The organism is Geobacillus sp. FSL W8-1251, assembly GCF_038005945.1.
Classification (GTDB): Bacteria; Bacillota; Bacilli; order Bacillales; family Anoxybacillaceae; genus Geobacillus; species Geobacillus stearothermophilus.
In genome coordinates this window covers 2,514,392-2,534,036 of sequence record NZ_JBBOUF010000001.1, presented here as the reverse complement: position 1 = coordinate 2,534,036, position 19,645 = coordinate 2,514,392, and the positions used below count along the sequence as shown (strand labels likewise).

General features: G+C 54.5%; 15 protein-coding genes, 1 other RNA gene, 1 pseudogene and 1 other annotated feature. Of the genes and pseudogenes, 1 reads left to right on the top strand and 16 read right to left on the bottom strand.

All coding sequences use genetic code 11. The features are described 5' to 3' along the window. Window positions 1-3: 3 nt before the first annotated feature. The 9 genes and pseudogenes from recD2 to NSS88_RS13235 form a co-directional block, all read right to left on the bottom strand. Window positions 4-2,364 carry an SF1B family DNA helicase RecD2 gene (gene recD2, locus NSS88_RS13275; protein ID WP_081130657.1) on the bottom strand — a complete coding sequence of 787 codons (2,361 nt, stop codon included), beginning with the start codon at window positions 2,362-2,364 and terminating at the stop codon, window positions 4-6. 19 nt (window positions 2,365-2,383) lie between these two features. After that, entirely contained in the window at window positions 2,384-3,046 is a 663-nt protein-coding gene (locus NSS88_RS13270; RefSeq protein WP_341084988.1) for a tetratricopeptide repeat protein, read from the bottom strand. Between the two features lie 90 nt (window positions 3,047-3,136). Beyond that, window positions 3,137-4,252 (bottom strand): tRNA 2-thiouridine(34) synthase MnmA, encoded by a 1,116-nt coding sequence (gene mnmA / locus NSS88_RS13265; protein WP_033014767.1) that lies wholly within the window; start codon window positions 4,250-4,252, stop codon window positions 3,137-3,139. Window positions 4,253-4,351: 99 nt separating this feature from the next. After that, entirely contained in the window at window positions 4,352-5,494 is a 1,143-nt protein-coding gene (locus tag NSS88_RS13260; RefSeq protein WP_049626599.1) for a cysteine desulfurase family protein, read from the bottom strand. Window positions 5,495-5,521: 27 nt separating this feature from the next. Next, complete coding sequence (gene cymR, locus NSS88_RS13255; protein WP_011232042.1) at window positions 5,522-5,938, bottom strand: cysteine metabolism transcriptional regulator CymR; 417 nt, start codon at window positions 5,936-5,938, stop codon at window positions 5,522-5,524. Between the two features lie 19 nt (window positions 5,939-5,957). Further along, entirely contained in the window at window positions 5,958-6,182 is a 225-nt protein-coding gene (locus NSS88_RS13250; protein ID WP_055357953.1) for a hypothetical protein, read from the bottom strand. Window positions 6,183-6,222: 40 nt separating this feature from the next. Continuing rightward, window positions 6,223-7,518 (bottom strand): replication-associated recombination protein A, encoded by a 1,296-nt coding sequence (locus NSS88_RS13245; RefSeq protein WP_055357952.1) that lies wholly within the window; start codon window positions 7,516-7,518, stop codon window positions 6,223-6,225. A 108-nt stretch (window positions 7,519-7,626) separates the two neighbouring features. Further along, window positions 7,627-8,487, bottom strand: coding sequence for a TetR/AcrR family transcriptional regulator (locus tag NSS88_RS13240; RefSeq protein ID WP_055357951.1), 861 nt, complete (start codon window positions 8,485-8,487; stop codon window positions 7,627-7,629). Next, window positions 8,462-10,053 (bottom strand): annotated as a pseudogene (locus NSS88_RS13235) (efflux RND transporter permease subunit). Before NSS88_RS13235 ends, NSS88_RS13240 begins: the two are co-directional and overlap by 26 nt. 181 nt (window positions 10,054-10,234) lie before the next feature. On the opposite strand from NSS88_RS13235, the gene NSS88_RS13230 reads away from it, so the two are divergent. Next, window positions 10,235-10,885, top strand: a complete 651-nt coding sequence (locus tag NSS88_RS13230; protein ID WP_049625200.1) for an RsfA family transcriptional regulator — start codon at window positions 10,235-10,237, stop codon at window positions 10,883-10,885. A 50-nt stretch (window positions 10,886-10,935) separates the two neighbouring features. Here the strand turns inward: NSS88_RS13230 and NSS88_RS13225 are convergent, their stop codons facing one another. From NSS88_RS13225 to ahpC, 7 genes are all read right to left on the bottom strand, one after another. Continuing rightward, a complete protein-coding gene (locus tag NSS88_RS13225; RefSeq protein WP_049625201.1) occupies window positions 10,936-11,697 on the bottom strand; it encodes a tRNA threonylcarbamoyladenosine dehydratase in 762 nt (253 codons plus the stop codon). Window positions 11,698-11,848: 151 nt separating this feature from the next. After that, window positions 11,849-12,035, bottom strand: a non-coding RNA gene (ssrS, locus tag NSS88_RS13220) — 6S RNA. Between the two features lie 76 nt (window positions 12,036-12,111). Further along, complete coding sequence (aspS, locus tag NSS88_RS13215; protein WP_055357949.1) at window positions 12,112-13,884, bottom strand: aspartate--tRNA ligase; 1,773 nt, start codon at window positions 13,882-13,884, stop codon at window positions 12,112-12,114. A gap of 4 nt (window positions 13,885-13,888) precedes the next feature. Next, entirely contained in the window at window positions 13,889-15,169 is a 1,281-nt protein-coding gene (hisS, locus tag NSS88_RS13210) for a histidine--tRNA ligase (protein WP_055357948.1), read from the bottom strand. A 45-nt stretch (window positions 15,170-15,214) separates the two neighbouring features. Further along, window positions 15,215-15,446 (bottom strand) — a binding site (T-box leader). 219 nt (window positions 15,447-15,665) lie between these two features. Continuing rightward, the gene (locus NSS88_RS13205) at window positions 15,666-17,033 is read right to left on the bottom strand and encodes an ISLre2 family transposase (protein WP_341082615.1); all 1,368 of its coding nucleotides are present in this window, start codon (window positions 17,031-17,033) and stop codon (window positions 15,666-15,668) included. Window positions 17,034-17,365: 332 nt separating this feature from the next. Continuing rightward, on the bottom strand, window positions 17,366-18,895 hold the full coding sequence (gene ahpF / locus NSS88_RS13200) for an alkyl hydroperoxide reductase subunit F (RefSeq protein ID WP_055357947.1): 1,530 nt from the start codon (window positions 18,893-18,895) through the stop codon (window positions 17,366-17,368). Between the two features lie 13 nt (window positions 18,896-18,908). After that, window positions 18,909-19,472 (bottom strand): alkyl hydroperoxide reductase subunit C, encoded by a 564-nt coding sequence (gene ahpC / locus NSS88_RS13195; protein ID WP_013144645.1) that lies wholly within the window; start codon window positions 19,470-19,472, stop codon window positions 18,909-18,911. Between the last annotated feature and the right edge of the window lie 173 nt (window positions 19,473-19,645).

Sequence of the window (19,645 nt, the reverse complement as noted above, 5' to 3'; positions counted from 1 at the left end):
CCTTTAGCTTGGCTCATCGCCCATAAAGTCATACGGCGTAACGTTTTCCATCCCCATGTTCGCCTCTTCAAACGGCAGTTCGACCTCGACAAACGGCGCCGCCGCCCCCGCCAGCTTCTCAGCGAGCGCCGTCTGGCGCGCTCCGTCGCTTTGTTTTGCGACGCCGAATCGAAACGCTTCCTCTTCCCCGCATAAAACGAGAAACTGCTTGCTTCTTGTCACCGCAGTATACAACAAATTCCGTTTCAACATCCGGTAATAGCTTTTGACGACGGGCAAAATGACGATTGGAAACTCGCTTCCTTGCGCCTTATGAACCGAACAGCAGTACGCATGGGTGATTTGTCCTAAATCTTGCCGTGTGTACGTCACTTCAATGCCATCAAACGAGACGACGAGCAAGTCTTGCTTTTCGATATTTTCTTTGGCGTAAAAAATGGCAACGATTTCGCCGATGTCGCCGTTAAACACATTGTCTTCCGGTTGATTGACGAGCTGCAGCACCTTATCGCCGACGCGGTAGACGACCTCACCGACCGACAGCTCCCGCTTCCCCTCAGCCGGCGGGTTGAACAGCTCTTGAAGCGCTTTGTTCAATTGGTCAATGCCCGCTGGACCACGGTACATCGGGGCGAGCACTTGAATATCTTTGACGGAAAACCCTTTTTTGCGCGCGTTGTCCGCGATTTGCCGCACGACATCGACGACCTGGCCCGCACGGCAGCGGATGAATGAACGGTCTGCCTTCGGAGCGGTCAAATCGTCCGGCACGACGCCGCGCTTCATCTCATGAGCGAGCTCGATGATCGATGATCCTTCCGCCTGGCGATACACCTCGGTCAACCGAGCGAACGGAATGACGCCTGAAGAGAGCAAGTCTTTCAGCACTTGCCCTGGCCCGACGGATGGCAATTGATCCTCATCGCCGACAAAAATGACTTGCATGCCGTTTGGCACGGCTTTTAACAGCTGGTTGGCGAGCCACGTGTCGACCATCGACATCTCATCGATGACAAGCAGCTTGCCGGAAATCGGTTCGTTCTCGTCGCGGCTGAACCCTTCCGCCCCATTCCAGCCAAGCAAGCGGTGGATCGTCGCCGCCGGCAGCCCGGTCGCCTCGCTCATCCGCTTCGCCGCTCGGCCGGTCGGTGCGGCCAGCAGCACCGGAAACGGCTCGCCTTGTTTGTAGTCAGCCGGGTCAAGAGACAGGCCGTTTAGGGCGGCAAACAGCTCGACGATGCCTTTGATGACCGTCGTTTTCCCCGTTCCCGGACCGCCGGTCAAAATAAACAGCGGCGAAGAAAGCGCTTGTTGGATCGCTTCCCTTTGCTGGGGGGCATATTGCATGCCAAGCTGTTCCTCAAGCGCCCCAAGCGCCAGCAAAAACTCCGACTCGGCAAACGCCGACGGCGGCGTCTGCCCGAGCAGCCGCTTAATGTTGGAGACGATCCCTTTCTCGGCGAAGTAAAGGGAAGGGAGATAATAACGCCCTTGCTCGGCGATCAGCTTCCCTTCTTCGCTTAACATCAGAAGCGTTTGGCTGATCGCTCGTCCATCCACCGCACCGCTCAGCCTTCCGTCAAGCAGCTCCCCGATGCGCTCCATCAGCTCTTCCTCGCGCAAATAAACGTGCCCTTCCTGCAAGCACGCCTGTTCAAGAACAAACAACGAGGCGGCGCGCAGCCGGGCCGGATGGCTACCGGAAATGCCGAGCTGGCGCCCGATTTCATCAGCGCGGCCAAAGCCGATCCCTTCGATATCCTCAACGAGCTGGTACGGGTTCTCGTGGATGATGTCAACCGCTTCTTCGCCATACGCTTGGTAAATTTTCATGGCCAGCTGCGGGCCAAAACCGAGCTGGGCGAGGGCGATCATCGTTTGCTCAAGCCCTTCGTGGGCGCGAAGCGCATCGTACAGCTGCTTCGCCTTTTTTTTCGTCAGCTTCGGCACACGCTCTAGCGCCCTGGGGTCGCGCAAAATCGCGGCGATCGCGTTTTCGCCGAGCGTCTCGACAATCGCCGCAGCCGTTTTTTTGCCGATTCCTTTAAACAAACCGCTCGATAAATAATGAATGACTCCTTCTTTCGTGTTCGGAAGCTGTTTGCGGAACTGACTAGCCGCATATTGGCGGCCAAAACGCGGATGTTGGCGGAATTGTCCGTAAAAGATGTAGACGTCCCCTTCGTTTAAACGCGGAAAATAGCCGGTGACGACGACTTCCTCCTCAACGGGCGCTTCGTTCGTTTCCTCAACGCGCACGCGGACGACCGTGTACAATGTTTCCTCATTATGAAAAATGACCGCCAAGCACACTCCTTTAATGAACGTGCGTCCGTCAAGGGCGAGGATTTGTTGCTCTTGCAACAGCCATCCCCCTGCCTTTTTACGGCGCAAGCCGCTTTTCCATCAGTTTCTTTCCGTATCCGGCAAGCACGTGATCGGGCTTGGCTTCCAAGGCAGCGGCAAACATATTGCGGGCGGCATCGAGCTCATCTTTGTACGCATAAATGACGCCTAAATTGTAGTACGCATCAGCGTGGCGCGGATCGAGTTCCAACGTTTTTTCGAAATAACGCTTCGCCTCATCGACATAATCGAGCGTGGCGAGGCAAAGGCCAAGCTGAAACAGCGCTTCGGCATCCGTCTCGTTCAGCTCAGCCGCGCGCTGCAAATACGGCAGCGCCAGCCGCGGCATCTCGAGCCGCCATAAGGACATGCCGAGCATAAAATGCGTATCGGCATCGTCAAGACCAAGCCCTAGCGCGCGCTCAAACATATCTTTCGCTTTCGCGAACTGCTCACGCTTATAATGCACTGTACCCATGCCGTAATACGCGGCCGCCGCCTTCTTGTCAATTTTCAACGCCTGCCGGAAACAGTCAAGCGCCTTCTCTTCTTCACCGGCAGCAACGAGAACCGTGCCAATGTTAATGTACCCGGCTGGATCGTCCGGATGCTGTTCGACCGCAGCGGAAAAACAGCGGATGGCTTCCTCATACTTCCCCTCGCGCATATACCTCAAGCCTTGTTCGTTGAAATTGGCCACCGCCCATCCCCTCCCTGATTCAACGTGATTTTCAAGCAATGGCCTCCAGCCTAATAGCCTGGTTGAAGATCGTGCGCACCGGCACATCCGTCAACCAACATACCAAAGCTTTTCGCCGTTGCGGAACACTTCATCGATGATGCCGCCGCCAAGACACTCCTCGCCGTTGTAGAACACAACCGCCTGCCCCGGCGTCACCGCCCGCGCCGGCTCATCGAACACGACTTCGGCTTTGCCGTCTGGAAGCGGTCGAACTTCGACGCCGACATCCGGCTGGCGATAGCGGAATTTCGCCGTACAGCGGAACGGCGCTTCCGGTTTGCGGTCAGACACCCAGTTGACATCGATCGCTTTTAATGATGTGGAGTACAAATAATCGTTTTCAAACCCTTGGGCAACATACAACACGTTTTCGCGCACATCCTTGCCGACGACAAACCACGGCTCGCCGCCGCCGCCGATGCCAAGGCCGTGGCGCTGGCCGATCGTGTAATACATGACGCCGTCATGCCGCCCTTTCACTTCGCCATCGAGCGTTTTCATCACTCCCGGCTGAGCCGGCAAATAATGGCTCAAAAATTCTTTGAAATCGCGTTCGCCGATAAAGCAAATGCCCGTGCTGTCTTTTTTTCCAGCGGTGGCGAGTCCAGCCTCTTTGGCGATCCGGCGCACGTCCGCTTTCTGCAAATGGCCGATCGGAAACATCACTTTCGACAGCTGAGCTTGGCCGAGCTGGTTTAAAAAGTACGTTTGGTCTTTGTTCGGGTCGGCTCCACGCAGCATTTTATATTCGCCATCGCGAAACTCGACGCGGGCGTAATGGCCAGTTGCGATGTAATCGGCGCCGATCGACATGGCGTGCTCTAAAAACGCCTTGAACTTAATTTCCTTATTGCACATCACGTCCGGGTTCGGCGTGCGCCCGGCTTTGTATTCATTCAAAAAGTACGTAAACACTTTGTCCCAATACTGTTTTTCAAAATTGACCGCATAATACGGGATGCCGATTTGATTGCAAACGCGCACGACGTCTTCGTAGTCCTCAGTCGCCGTGCAAACGCCGTTTTCATCGGTGTCATCCCAGTTTTTCATAAAAATGCCGATCACATCATATCCTTGTTCTTTCAATAGCAGCGCAGCGACCGACGAGTCGACCCCGCCGGACATGCCGACGACGACGCGCGTTTCGTGCGGCGCTTTGTTCATGCTGTTTCCCTCCCTCTAGAAATGTTGATTTATCAAGGCTTTTCGGCCTCTCAGGGGTGTCCAAAAAATATTTTTCGACAAAATCCCTTACATCCTCCTTTAGCGGTTTGTGAGCCGCTTTATGATCTTCACTGTTTCCTCGGCCGCCCGCTCAATTTGTTCCATCGTATTGCCGAGCCCGAAGCTGAAGCGCACAGACGAACGGATGCGCTCCGACTCTTTTCCGCACATCGCGACAAGCACGTGCGACGGGTCGATTGATCCGGCGGTGCATGCTGACCCGCTCGAGGCGGCAATGCCGGCTAAATCCAAGTTCACGAGCAGCGATTCGACATTCGTTCCCGGGAAGGCGACATTCAAAATATGCGGCAGGCCATCCGGGCGGCCGTTGACCGCATAATCGATCCCTGAGGAGCGGAAAATCGCAAGCATCGCCTCGCGCCACGCCGCATATTGCCGACGTTTCTCTTCCCTTGTTCGCTCAGCGATTTCCGCCGCCTGCGCCAAGCCGATGATGCCGGGGACGTTTTCCGTGCCGGCGCGCCGCTTCCGCTCCTGTTCGCCGCCGAAAAAGAGCGGAGTGATGCGGACCGTTTCCCGGACATACAAAGCTCCGCTTCCTTTCGGGCCGTTGATTTTATGAGCAGAAATCGACAGCAAATCGATCCCGTATTCATTCACATCGATCGGAAGAAGCCCGTACGCCTGGACGGCGTCCGTATGGAAATAAGCCGGATGATCGCGAAGCAGCGCCCCGATTTCTCGAATCGGCTGGATCGTGCCGACTTCGTTGTTGGCAAACATGACCGACACCAAAACGGTCTCATCGCGCAGCGCGGCCTTGACATCCTCGACCGATACGGTCCCTTGTTCGTCAACGGGCAAATACGTGACCTTAAACCCTTGCGTCTCTAAATATTCACAAGCGCGCAGCACCGCATGATGCTCGATGGCGGTTGTAATGATATGATTGCCGCGGCCACGGTTCGCTATGGCCGTTCCGATGACCGCAAAGTTATCCGCTTCCGTGCCGCCGCTTGTAAACACAATCTCCGTCTCTTTCGCCCCAATCGAGCGGGCGACAACAGCCCTCGCTTCATCGACCGCGCGGCGGCTCTGCCGTCCAAAATGATGGATGCTTGACGGGTTGCCGAACTGTTCCGTCATCCACTGAACCATACCGGCAGCTACGTCTGGATGGACAGGGGAAGTTGCCGCATGGTCCAAATAAATCCGTTCCAACGGTCATTCTCCTTTCCTTTCTGTTGCTTAAATATAAAACATATATGCCCCTTCATCCCCGTCGCTATACTTCGCCAAATCTTCGAGCGTTGTGCTGTCGAGCACTTCCTCGACCGCATCGCGGATGCGAATCCATAGCTCGCGCTTCGCCGGCTCTTCCTCCTCGAGCTCCTCGACCGGGGTCAGCGGCCCCTCCAACACGCGCAAAATGTCGCCGGCGGTGATTTTCGCCGGATGCTCAGCGAGCACATAGCCGCCATACGCTCCACGAATGCTTTTGACGAGCCCGGCGTTGCGCAACGGCGTGACGAGCTGCTCTAAATAATGTTCAGATAAATTGTTCGCCTTGGCGATCGAACGAAGCGAGATCGGACGATCGCCATATTTTTTGGCCAATTCAATCATAATCGTCAAGCCATATCGGCCTTTCGTCGAAATCTTCATTCATATCCCTCCTAACCGCTTAACCCTTGCGGCCGAGTGCCGGCGGCCGGTCCAAGCAGGCGGCTTGCGACCTTTTGGCATTACGGCAGCACCAAGCCGGCATCGAACCGATCGTCACACAAAAAAGGAACGTGCCAAACGACACCGGGCCGCCGAGCAACCAGCCGGCCAACAGCACGAACGCTTCGATCCCGATGCGAATGTACGCCACGTTCCATCCGGTCAGCTCGGTCAAAGCGAGCATGAAACGCCTATGTTATTATATCATAAAAATCCCTTTCCCTTCACGGCTGAACCTTGACCTCTTGTTTCAACTGCTCAAGCCGCCGGTACACCTTGGCGTAATGTTTTTCCTCGCCATGCTCTTTCGGTTCATAATAGCGGACGCCTTCCAGAGCGGAGGGCAAATACGCTTGCGCCACCCAGCCGTTCGGATAATCGTGCGGATACAAGTAGCCTTGTCCACGCCCGAGTGCAGCCGCCCCTTTGTAATGAGCGTCTTTTAAATGATCCGGAATATCGCCAAGCTTGCCGGAACGGACATCGGCAATGGCAGCGTCCAGCGCCTTGTAAGCACTGTTGGATTTCGGGCTTAAACAGAGTTCAATCGTCACAACCGCGAGCGGAATGCGCGCTTCCGGCAGTCCGAGGCGTTCCGCCGCTTCGACCGCTGCCTGTACTTTCACTCCCATCATCGGATTGGCAAGTCCGATGTCCTCATAAGCCATCACAAGCAATCTCCGGCAAACGGACGCCAAGTCTCCGCCTTCAAGCAGACGGGCCAAATAATGAAGCGCGGCATCGGTATCGCTGCCGCGCACACTTTTTTGAAACGCGGACAACAACGAATAATAATGATCGCCATATTTGTCATGGGTAAAACCGCGGTTTGCGGTGCATGAAGCCACGATATCCTCATCAATATACAAGCGGCCGTGGCGCTCATCGGCAGCCGCAACCGCCGCCTCCAGAAGCGAAAGCGCGACGCGCGCATCCCCACCGGCTGCCTCGGCGATGCGCCATAACAACGACTCGTCAATGACAACCGGCGGCTCGCCGACCCCTCGTTCCGGATCAGCGAGCGCCCGCTTCAGAATGATCATGAGGTCATCTGGCTTGAGCGGTTTCAGTTGTTGGATTTGCCCGCAGCGGCTGCGAATGGCGGGATTGACCTCGTGAAACGGGTTTTCCGTTGTGGCGCCAATCAAGGTCACGAGCCCGGATTCGAGATGCGGCAACAAAACGTCTTGCTGCGCTTTATTCAGCCGATGGATTTCGTCGATAAACAACACGACGTTCCCTGACCAGCGCGCCGCTTCGACTGCCTCTTCGATTTCCTTTTTGCCGGCGGCCGTCGCATTGATAGCGACCCATTCGCGCCTGGCGGTGCGGGCAATGGCGTAAGCGAGCGACGTCTTCCCTGTCCCCGGCTCTCCGTAAAGCAAAAGCGATGGAACATGACCTTTTTTGACCATTTTATAAAGCGGCGTACTAGGGCCAATGATGTGCTGTTGCCCAACGATCTCATCGATCGTCCGCGGCCGCATCCGCCAAGCAAGCGGCTCCGTCGTTTTGGGCATGCCGACCCCCCTCCTTGAGATTGATGATGCTATGTTCACAGACATCCTCCGATGCCGCCTATTCATTTTCGGCGAATGGGGCGTCTCCCCGTGGGAAAATCGGTGGTTTTAATAAAAATAGCGTTCAATGGCCTCCTTCAACTCATTGTACAGCGGAAGCGAGTATTTCGCCAAATAGAGCAGAAGCGCCTCCACCATAAACCGCCTAGCTGTCTCCCCTTTCTCGAGTTCTTCCTTCAATAAGCGCAGCGAGCGAAGAATATCGTCTTCAACCGGTCGCAACGCCGCCATGCGCTCTAAACAGCTGATGGCCCGTTCTTTCCATTGACTCCGCTCTTGGGTCGCCGCAGCAATGTAATCCGCCATCACCGTTTCATCGAGCAATCCCGTCTTGCCGTCAAGCAGGCTGGCAACGATGGCATCAAGCCGATCGAGCAAGAAGGGGACAAGCTTCTCAGGAAGCAGCGGCTTTCGGTCTACCGCCAAGTAAATCAGATATTCTTTCAGCATTCCGTTGAGCATCGTCGCGCAATCAAACGAAACTGGACGCACTTGTTCGCCGTATATGTCTTCAATCGCCCGGCGATACCAGTGGAGCGTATGGGCGCGGATGCGAAACACCAGATGCTGCACCTCATGGCTCACCTTCACAGCTTGTTCGCCCAACTGCATTTGCACCAGCTCTTTATGTTCGTCAAACAGCTGGATTTGTACAGTCAACTGACGCCTTAACCGCTCGCGCGCGGTTAAGGCGGGATCAGCCTCGATTTGTTTAAGCTGGCGAAACAAGACTTCATAATGGTAGCGGAAAATCGATACAGCCAACTCTTCTTTTGATTTGAAATAATTGTAAATCGAACCTTTGGCTACTCCGCTCCGCTCGGCTATTTCCTGCATGGAGGTAGCGTGATAGCCTTTTTCGGCGAATAATTTCATCGCCGTTTCAATGATGTCCTCTTTCCGTCCCAATGTTTTCTCCTTCCTTACTCCTTCTTGTGACATCGGATGGGATTTTCAAATCATTTACATGTTTCGAAATATCATTCGTTACTTTCTGAATGTTGTCGCCGACAATCTGGGCGGATACGCGGGCAAACACTTTTCCGTCCAGCTTTTGAATGGACGTATACACGTCCGCCTCTTTCACTTCGGCGACAGCTGAAAGTGGAATCACTCCGTTTCTCGTCACGATCGGAAGCTCTTTCAACTCATCGATCGATCCCAACGTTTCATCATACGAAAGTTCGACTTGCTCATCCTTGCCGCCGAGTTTCAGCGTCCCCACATCGACCGGTTTGGTCGCATCGGCCACCGCCCCCAGCAATTGCATGCCCGAAACGCCATAAGCGGCCGCCTTTTCCGGATCAATGGCGACAATCACTTGTTTTTGCTTTTCCGTCAAGTTATTCGTCACATCTTTGACATCATCGCGTTGTTTTAAATACGTCTCGACCTGTTTGGCTGCTGTTTGGAGCGCCTCCAAATCATTGGAGTATAAGTCAATATTCACGTTATTATTCGTTGGCGGCCCTCCGCTCGACATCTCTTGCACGCCCACTTTTGCCCCGGGCGCGAGCTGATTCGCGATGCGGCGCATTTTTTTTCGAAAACGGCCACGGTTTTCGCGGTGTCAGCGCTGTCCTTCGTATTGGCATCTTGTTTTTTCGTCACCGCCATCGACAGCGATGGCTTCAAATTATAGCGGGCGAATTCGCTTTGCTCGTTGACTTCCTCAATCGTCGCAATATCCCCAAGCTTCACGGACGCAACGCGCTGCAATCCATTCGCCGCCATAGGAACAGCTGTCGGCACGAGTTTCAGATTTTTCAACTCATGGATGGTGTTCAATTTTTCCTCGACGCGAACAGGAATTTGCCATGTATCGGTTTGCAACGTTCCAGCCGGGAACGCCAACACCTTTTCATTGATTTGGTTTTTAATCTCTGACAAGTTCAATCCCGCCTGAGCAGCCTTTTTCCGATCGACTGTGATCCGGATGAGGCGCTCGCTGTCTCCACCGATCGAAACGGAATTCACCCCGTCGATTTTATTCAATTCTGGAATCACTTCGGTTTCCAGCAACGTTTGCAGATCGGTTCCGTTTTTGGCAAACAAGGAAATGTTGAAAACCGGGATGGAACCGAATGAAAACCGATTGACTTCCGTTTGCACATTATCGGGCAATCCTGCCTTATCAATGAGCGATTCGACCTGTCGCTCCATTTTCTCCATATCCGTCCGAAACGGAAATTCAAGATTCATAACGGCCATTCCTTCATAGGAAGAACTCTGCATTTGCTTAAGCCCGTCAAGGGACTTCAGTTTTTCCTCGAGCTTGGCCGTGACCTCCTCATTCACGTCTTGCGGAGAAGCCCCAGGATAGACCACTTCAATCGACAACTGGGGAAATTCAATGTTCGGCAGCAAATCGACCTTCAAGGAGGAGAAGGAATACAGTCCTAGAAACATGAGCAAAAACGAACATACAAACACAGCTGCCGCATTTTTCAAACTGAACCTGGTCAAAAACGTCATCATGCCACCTCTCATCCCACGATTTTGACCAATCAGTCTAATTGTTTTGAACTGACCGGTCATACAAAACTATTTCTATGATACATGAAAATGGGAAAAATGAAAAGGGCGAAGTTTAAAGTGGAAATCAAACGGAAAAACTATGACCATATCAACATTACCATTTGATGGGGTGGACAACATGAAAACAAGACAGGATGCTTGGTCACATGAAGAAGATGTACTGTTGGCTGAAACGGTGCTGCAATATATACGCGAAGGAAAAACGCAACTTGCCGCTTTTGAAGTCGTTGGGAGACAACTGCACCGCACAGCGGCGGCATGCGGGTTCCGCTGGAACGCCGAGGTGCGGAAACGGCACCTTGAAGCCATTGAACAGGCAAAAAAACAGCGAAAAGAACGGAAACGGGCATTGGAAATGATGAAAAAATGGCAAAAGGAGGCGGCCGCCGTATCGTTCGGCGCCCCTGACGATCCGAAGCTTGCCGAGGGATCGTCCCCGTTTCTCCCGGCTGCCCCGTTGACGCTTGACGAGTGCATTTCCTTTTTGCAAAGGCTGCGGAACGATGTTGAGCAGCTGGAAGCCGCCCGCCGGGAAAACGAGCGACTGAAACGGGAACGGGCGGAGTGGCAGGCTCGCAATGAACAGTTGGCCAAAAAGGCCGAACGCTTGGAAGCGCGCCAGACGACGGTGCACGAAGATTACGAGGCGCTCGTCAAAATTATGGCCCGCGCCCGTCAGCTTGCCTCCGAAGAAGGCGACCGCTTTTCCCTCGCCCAGCTTCTTCTCTCCGAAACGGGTGGACAAGTCGAACCGATGGCTCATTCATAACAAAACAAGAGGCAATGGCATGCATCGCTCCTTGTCTGCCCATCGTTTCCTCATTCGCCGACGCGGGCGATGGGGATGTCTTTTAACAATTCATTGATGACGTAAGACGCCATAATAAGCCCGGCAACCGACGGAACAAACGCGTTCGATGATGGCGGCATTTTCGCTTTGCGGATCGGCGAAGCATCGTTGCCGACGACTTGGCGAACGTCTTCGCGGATTTTCACCGGCTTCTCATCGGAAAAGACGACCGGAATGCCGCGGCGAATCCCTTCTTTGCGCAGCTTGGCGCGGATGACTTTCGCAATCGGATCGGTGTGCGTTTTTGAAATGTCGACAATACGAAAGCGGGTCGGATCCATTTTGTTCGCCGCACCCATGCTGGAGATGATCGGAATGCCGCGCTTGAGGCATTGTTTCATCAAATGCACTTTGTACACAATCGTGTCGGACGCATCGATGACAAAATCCAGATCATAGGCGAAAAATTGCTCATACGTCTCTTCCGTATAAAACATTTGCAAAGCGATCACCTCGCACGCCGGGTTGATGTCGGCGATGCGCTCTTTCATGAGCTCCACTTTCGGACGCCCGATGGTCGAGAGCAACGCATGGATTTGCCGGTTGATGTTGGTGATATCGACGTTATCGCGATCAACAAGCACCAACCGGCCGACGCCGGAGCGGGCGAGCGCCTCGACGGCGAACGACCCGACACCGCCGACGCCAAGGACGGCGACGGTGGCGTTTTTTAAGCGTTCCAACCCTTCAGGGCCAATCGCGAGTTCATTGCGGGAAAATTGGTGCAGCATCGTTCTCCTCTCCGTTTGCTTCAAAATTGATGTTTATGCCGCTTTTTATCCTACCATCAAGACAGCAAAAGAGGCAACGGCATTTTGCTGGCAAAACAAAACCCCTATGCGGCCATCCGCATAGGGGAAATGCTGTTGATTCCTTAATGTCGCCAGTCCCAATCGTGCCGTCGATACCTTCGTTTTGAACCCGCTCTCCCATAGGTGGGTGCCCTGTTCCAAGGTTTGCGCTTCCCCTGTGACGAAGGGGCGTGCACGCCGCTTGGAAACCCCGGGCTCCCGGATCATCTACTGTTCGGTCAAAACGATGGGTGACTCGACGAACACATTAGGACGGTGTGTTGCTTTGATTGTATCATATTTTTTCGCGTTTGTGAACCTCTGCCGTCAATGTTTCTCCTTCCAACGGCGCCATTATTCCTCACGAGGAAGCACAACGGCCAAATGCAGCTCCTCGAGCTGCTTGTCGCTGACCGGCCCCGGCGCTTCCGTCAATAAGCAGCTCGCACTCGCCGTTTTCGGGAAGGCGATCGTATCGCGCAAGTTCGTGCGCCCAGCGAGCAACATCACCAGCCGGTCAAGGCCAAGCGCAATGCCGCCGTGCGGCGGAGTGCCGTATTCAAACGCCTCAAGCAAGAATCCGAACTGGCGGCGCGCTTCTTCTTCGCTGAACCCTAAGGCGCGGAACATTTTTTCTTGCACGTCGCGCTCGAAAATGCGGAGCGAACCGCCGCCGAGCTCGTACCCGTTTAACACTAAATCGTACGCCTGTGCGCGAACGGCGCCCGGGTTTGTCTCCAACAGCGGAATGTCGTCGCGCACCGGCATCGTAAACGGATGGTGGGCGGCGTAATAGCGCCCTTCTTCTTCGTCATACTCCAAAAGCGGCCAATCCGTCACCCACAAAAACGCGAGCTTCGCTTCGTCGATCAAGCCGAGCTCTTTGCCAAGCTTCAGCCGGAGCGCCCCAAGCGCCGCTGCGACGATCACTTTTTCGTCGGCGACAAACAAAAGCAAATCTCCGTCTTCGACAGCAAGCGCTCGACGCAGCGCCGCCTGTTCCTCATCGGTGAAAAACTTGGCGATCGGCCCTTTCAGCTCATCTCCTTCCGCTTTCAGCCAGGCGAGCCCTTTCGCCCCGTAGCGGGCCGCAAATTCGCCTAACGCGTCGATGTCTTTGCGCGAATAGCGGCTTGCAGCGCCTTTCGCGTTGATCGCCTTCACTTGCCCGCCTTCCTTGACCGTGCGGGCGAACACTTGAAATGCTGAATTACGGACGATTTCCGATACGTCGACGAGCTCAAGACCAAAGCGTATATCCGGCTTGTCCGAGCCGTAGCGGCTCATCGCCTCGTCATACGTGATGCGCGGAAACGGGCGCGGGATGTCGATCCCTTTTGCTGCTTTCACGACGGCAGCCATCATCCGTTCGGTTAAATCCATAATATCCTTTTGTTCGATAAACGACATTTCGATGTCGATTTGCGTAAATTCCGGCTGGCGGTCAGCGCGCAAATCCTCGTCACGGAAGCAACGGGCGATTTGGTAGTACCGTTCCACGCCGCCGACCATGAGCAGCTGCTTAAAAATTTGCGGCGACTGCGGCAAGGCGTAAAATTCGCCCGGATGAACGCGGCTTGGCACCAAATAGTCACGCGCCCCTTCCGGCGTGCTTTTCGTCAACATCGGCGTTTCAATTTCCAAAAAGCGTTCGCTATCCAAAAAGTCGCGCACCGTCTTTGTGATTTTGTGGCGAAGCGCCAGTGTTTGAAACATGACTGGGCGGCGCAAATCCAAATACCGATATTTTAAGCGCACGTCTTCCGCCGCATCCGTGTCATCGGAAATCGAAAACGGCGGCGTTTTTGCCTCGTTGATGATCTCGATTCGTTCCGCTTGAATTTCAATGCGGCCGGTCGCGATGTTCGGATTGACCGTCTCGGGCGCGCGGGCGACGACCGTTCCTTCGACGCTTAAAACGTATTCGCTCCGCACGCGTTCCGCTGCCGCCAGCGCCTCGGCCGAGACATCGGGGCTGGCGACAACTTGGACGATGCCCGTTCGGTCGCGCAAGTCAATGAAAATGAGGCCGCCTAAGTCGCGGCGCTTTTGCACCCAGCCTTTGAGCACGACGCGCTCGCCGACGGCCGTTTCCGGCACTTCTCCACAATGATATGTGCGTTCCATTCGCTCACTCCTCCTTCCCGATCCGTTCATGCAAAAAGTGCGCCAACTCGCCGAGCGGTACATTCGTTTGCTCGCCGCTCGCCATATGCTTTACCGCCACTTCCTGTCTCTCGAGTTCTTCATCGCCGATAATGGCGACAAACGATGCCCCAAGCCGGTCGGCGGCCTTCAGCTGCGCCTTCAATTTTCGGCCCAAATAATCTTGATCGACCCTCAATCCGAAGCGGCGCAATGCATAAACGAGGCGGACCGCCTCGTCTTTCGCCCGCTCACCGACAGCGACGACATAGCAGTCAAGCCCACTCTCCACCGGCAATTCCACTCCTTCGGCGTCAAGGGCGGCCAACAGCCGCTCGATGCTCAAGGCAAAGCCGATGCCCGGCGTCTCCGGACCGCCGATTTCTTGGACAAGCCCGTTGTAACGCCCACCGCCGCACAGCGTCGCCGCCGCGCCAAATCCTTCCGCTTCGCTCATAATTTCAAACGTCGTGTGGTTGTAATAGTCAAGCCCGCGCACGAGCCGCGCATCGATGACAAACGGGATGCCGAGCGCTGTCAAGTATTGTTTCACTTTCTCAAAATAGGCACGCGATTCGTCATTTAAATAGTCTAAAATCGACGGCGCCGTCGCCATCAGCTCATGATCGCGGTCTTTTTTGCAGTCGAGAATGCGGAGCGGATTCGTATGAAGCCTCGTCTGGCAGTCCGGGCACAGCTCGTGGATGCGGTTTGAAAAATGGCGAACAAGCGCCTCTCGGTGCGCCCGGCGGCTGTCAAGGTCGCCCAAGCTGTTCATGACAAGCCGGATCCGTTTTAAGCCAAGCGCTTCGTAAATATGCATCGCTAGCGCCATCACCTCGGCGTCAATCGCCGGATCGCTGCTGCCGAGCGCCTCGACGCCGAACTGGACGAACTGGCGGAACCGTCCCGCTTCCGGACGCTCGTAGCGAAACATCGGCCCGCTGTAATACAATTTCAGCGGCTGGTTCGGACTGCCGTACAGCTTATGCTCGACAAACGCTCTGACAACCGGCGCCGTTCCTTCCGGGCGGAGCGTCAGCGCGCGCCCCCCTTTGTCTTCGAACGTGTACATTTCTTTTTGCACAATGTCCGTTGTATCCCCCACGCCGCGCAAAAAAAGCTCCGTATGTTCAAAAATCGGCGTCCGGATTTCCTGATACCCATACCGGCTGCAGAGGCTGCGGGCAATGTGCTCGACATATTGCCATTTTTCCGAGTCACCCGGCAGCACATCTTGTGTCCCTCTTGGAATTTGAAAAGCCATGCTCATCCTCCTTTGCCCAAAATAAAACGCCCTTGTCCCCATGATCATAGGGACGAGAGCGTCATTCCCGCGGTGCCACCCTAATTGAAGCCGATCCGGCTTCCGCTTGTCGCCATTAACGCATGGCACACGTTCCCCTTTACTGGCGCAAAGCGCGTTCAAAGGGAAACCTACGGAGTGTCTTTCGTTAAGCCATCATGGAGAAGCGCTCGCAGCCTTGGGCGCTTCCTCTCTGGCCATGTGGACCTTAACTACTTTTCTCCATCATCGGTTGTTCCGTATGAGAAAGATGTAATTTTATATTACGGACAATCTCGCCCGTTTGTCAAGTTGTCCTAGCAGCTGGAGTCAGTCAAGACTTTGTGGAGAACATTTTTTCGGTTCACTACGGGCGTTGTCAATCACTAGTTAGCGAACCATTTTAAGGAATTCATATCGTAAGCGCTTTCGGACTCTCATCCCTCATCTTGAAGTGATGATATTGTATTCCATTTTTTTACACCCAACCACCATCCCGGAGCGCCGACAACGCTTGATGGATCGGCGTCCCGGATGACCGCTGCAGACACGGTAGATTCTGACGCACCACATCTGCCCATAACCGTCCGGCCTTCCGTTTGGCCTGTTCGATCCGCTTGGACTTTGTTGAGGCCGAGGCCGCCGTTCGGGTCTCTTCTTCCTCCACCAACTGCCCATTTCTCCGCCAAATCCCGTCGATTCGGGCCGCCATCGCCCTCAGAAACGCCCGAAGCCCTTGGTCTTTCCAGCTGCGGCGGGATTTCACCCGATGCGCAAACCGGCTCATCACGCTCTCGGCGTGGCCCATCGGACGCATGCCGGTCGTCTCCACCCCTTGCTCCGACAGCCACTCCCGATAGTCCCGGATGCATCCCGGCATCGACTCGATCCGGCGAATCAAGGCGGCCAGCTGTTGTTCTTTGCCTTCGTCCCCCAACGTGCCGACCGCGCTGTTCAGCTCGACCAAAAGTCCTTCTTCGTCTTGTTTCGCCAGCTTCCTCCGCACCTCCCGCCAACGCGGATGGCCGGACAGACACTGACGCAGCTCCCGCGCCACATGAAATCGATCCAGCTGAAAGCACGCCCGCTTCCCAAAATACTCCCGGCAGGCCGTGATCCACGACGCCGCGTCGCCGTTGATGATCAAAAGGTCCCGGCACGGATCATAGGCATATTCGTTCATCAGCCACTCTTCAAACCGTTCCCACACGTCTCCCGCCCCTTCATGGAGGTAGTGGCGCCGGTTCACGAGCTCGAGCTGCGAACCGTTTCGTTTCCATCCCTCGTGAACCGCCAGGATTTTCTCTTCTTTCGCCCGTTTCCCTTTCCCCTGGCGGGAAATGAACAGCCCATCCGCCTCCACAAATAGCACTCGGCCGTGCCGTTGGGAAACAGGGCGGTGCAGCGAGACAGGGGCCTCCAGCACCAGTTGGCGAATCGCCTCGTGGCTTAGGACCGCATACCCCACGATCGACTCCAACGTACGGGCCGCTTTGCGGTAGGAAGAGCACTCTACGGCCAACTCGACCGCCGTTTCCTCGAGGCAAGGGCTGATCGACTGCGCTCCATCAAAGCCCAGTTCGGCATCCAGCAAGAAGGTATAGTTCCCCGTTTGCCGGTCATAGTAGTAGTTCCGTCGAAACGTCACTTCTCCAAACAGCGTTTGGATCGTAGTCGGCCGTTTGTCTTTCAGCTGATACCGGCGCTTGTCCCGCGCTTCCGCCAGTTGTTGATCAATCTCCTCCAAAAGGGCCGCCAACAAGACAGCGAACACCTTTTGAAGAGTTCTGACTAATTGTTCCTCCAGCTCTTTTAATAAAGGCCATTCTGTGGTAAGATGTTTCATGGACTCTCTCCCTCCTGTTTTATGGATGTTGGTCATCACCATCATAGCAGGGAGAGAGTCCTTTTTGCATGACATTTGCTTTTTTCTACCGCGCTTCGCTTGGTGGCCCCGACGAGCGTCGCGAACAAAAGTTCGCAACCCTCGTCGGGGAATCATTCCGGAATGTCACCCACAAATATTTTACTCACACTAGCAGCTGTGATCCATGGTTGTTCGCAAAGAGAAAAACCATGATGTCTCATCGCATTTTTCTCCTTGTTGTAAAAAAAGAGAGCCGATTCATTGAACCGCCCCTCCATGGGATCGAAGAGGCGGTCCACCTTCGGCTCTCTTTAATGGCGAATCAAGTAATCAAACGCGCTTAACGCCGCGGTTGCACCCGAGCCCATCGAGATAATGATTTGCTTATAGGCGCTGTCCGTGCAGTCGCCCGCGGCAAAGACGCCTTCAATGTTCGTCGCGCCGCGTTTATCGACGATAATTTCACCGAAGCGATTCCGTTCCACCGTTTCTCCCAACCATTCGGTGTTCGGAACAAGGCCGATTTGCACGAACACGCCTTGCAATTCGATATGATGTTCTTCTCCTGTTTCCCGGTCAATGTACGTCAAGCCGTTGACTTTGTCCGTGCCGGTGATTTCCGTCGTTTGCGCGTTTTTTATCACCGTTACGTTCGGCAGGCTGTACAACCGGTTTTGCAGCACAGCATCCGCCTTGAGTTCAGGGGCGAACTCCAGCAGCGTCACATGGCTGGCGATGCCAGCGAGGTCAATCGCCGCTTCGACTCCAGAGTTCCCGCCGCCGATGACCGCCACGTGCTTCCCTTCGAACAGCGGGCCGTCGCAGTGCGGGCAATAGGCGACGCCTTTGTTTTTGAACTCGTCCTCGCCCGGCACGCCAAGGTTGCGCCAACGGGCGCCCGTTGCGATGACAACGGTTTTGCTTTTCAACACAGCGCCGTTTTCCAGCTCGACTTCAATCAAGTCTTTTTTCTCGAGCCGTTTTGCCCGCTGCGAGCTCATGATGTCGACGTTGTATTGCTTTACATGTTCTTCAATGCTGGCCGCAAGCTTCGGTCCTTCCGTATATTTGACGCTGATAAAGTTTTCAATGCCGAGCGTATCTAAAATTTGTCCGCCGAAGCGCTCCGCGACAATGCCAGTGCGAATGCCTTTGCGCGCTGCGTAAATGGCTGCTGTCGCACCTGCAGGGCCGCCGCCGATCACCAGCACATCAAACGGCTCTTTGTTGGCGAAGGAAGAAGCGTCCGGAGCACTCCCTAATTTGGCGAGGATATCTTCAAGCGACATGCGGCCGCTCGCGAACAGTTTGCCGTTTAAAAACACCGTCGGTACGGCCATAATCCCTTTTTGCTCCGCTTCTTCTTTAAACGCCGCCCCGTCGATCATCGTATGCGAAATATCTGGGTTCAACACGCTCATAATGTTGAGCGCTTGCACGACGTCCGGGCAGTTGTGGCAGGTCAGGCTGACGTACGTTTCAAAATGATGTTTGCCTCTGATTTGTTGAATGCGGTCCACGACGTCTTGGCTGACTTTCGGCGGCCGCCCGCTCACTTGAAGCAGCGCCAAAACGAGGGACGTAAATTCATGACCGAGCGGCACGCCGGCGAAGGTGATGCCGGTGTTTTCGCCGACCCGGTTGACGCTGAAGCTTGGCGTTCGTTCCAGCTTCGCTTTTTCCACTTTGATTTTCGGCGACATCGCCGTTAATTCATCGATTAAAGCAAGCATATCGCGGGAAACGTTGTCGTCTCCCGCGCTTACCGTCAAGACAATATCATTTTCAAGCAATTGCAAATACTGAGCTAGTTGCGCCTTGATGTCAGCATCCAACAGCATCTCCTAAGCCCCCTTAAATTTTGCCGACAAGGTCAAGGCTCGGCTTCAGCGTTTCCGCTCCTTCTTTCCATTTCGCCGGGCAGACTTCACCCGGATGGTTGCGCACGTATTGGGCCGCTTTAATTTTATCAATCAGCGTGCTGGCGTTGCGGCCGATGCCGTCCGCATTGATTTCCACCGCTTGAATGACGCCGTCTGGGTCAATGATGAACGTGCCGCGTTGCGCCAATCCTTGTTCTTCATCGAGCACATCAAACATGCGCGACAGTTGATGCGACGGGTCGCCGATCATCACGTATTCGATTTTGCCGATAGCTGGCGATGTATCGTGCCATGCTTTATGAGTAAAGTGAGTGTCGGTCGAAACCGAGTACACTTCTACGCCAAGTTCTTTGAACGTAGCGTAGTGGTCTTGCAAGTCTTCGAGCTCCGTCGGGCAGACGAACGTAAAGTCCGCCGGATAGAAGCAGACGATGCTCCATTTTCCCATGAAGTCTTGCTCTGTCACTTCGATGAATTCGCCGTTGTGATACGCTTGGGCACGGAATGGTTGCACTTTTTTCCCTACGAGTGACATTCTTCATCTACCTCCTGTGACTATTTTATAATAATTTTAAACCAATACTTATTATCATATAGGGGCATGTGTTTGTCAATACATATGCAATGGATTTTTTCCTCTACCGATCCGGATCAGTGTTGAGCGGATGCGCAGCGCTCATTCGCAGCTGTTTCGTCTGAACGGCCACA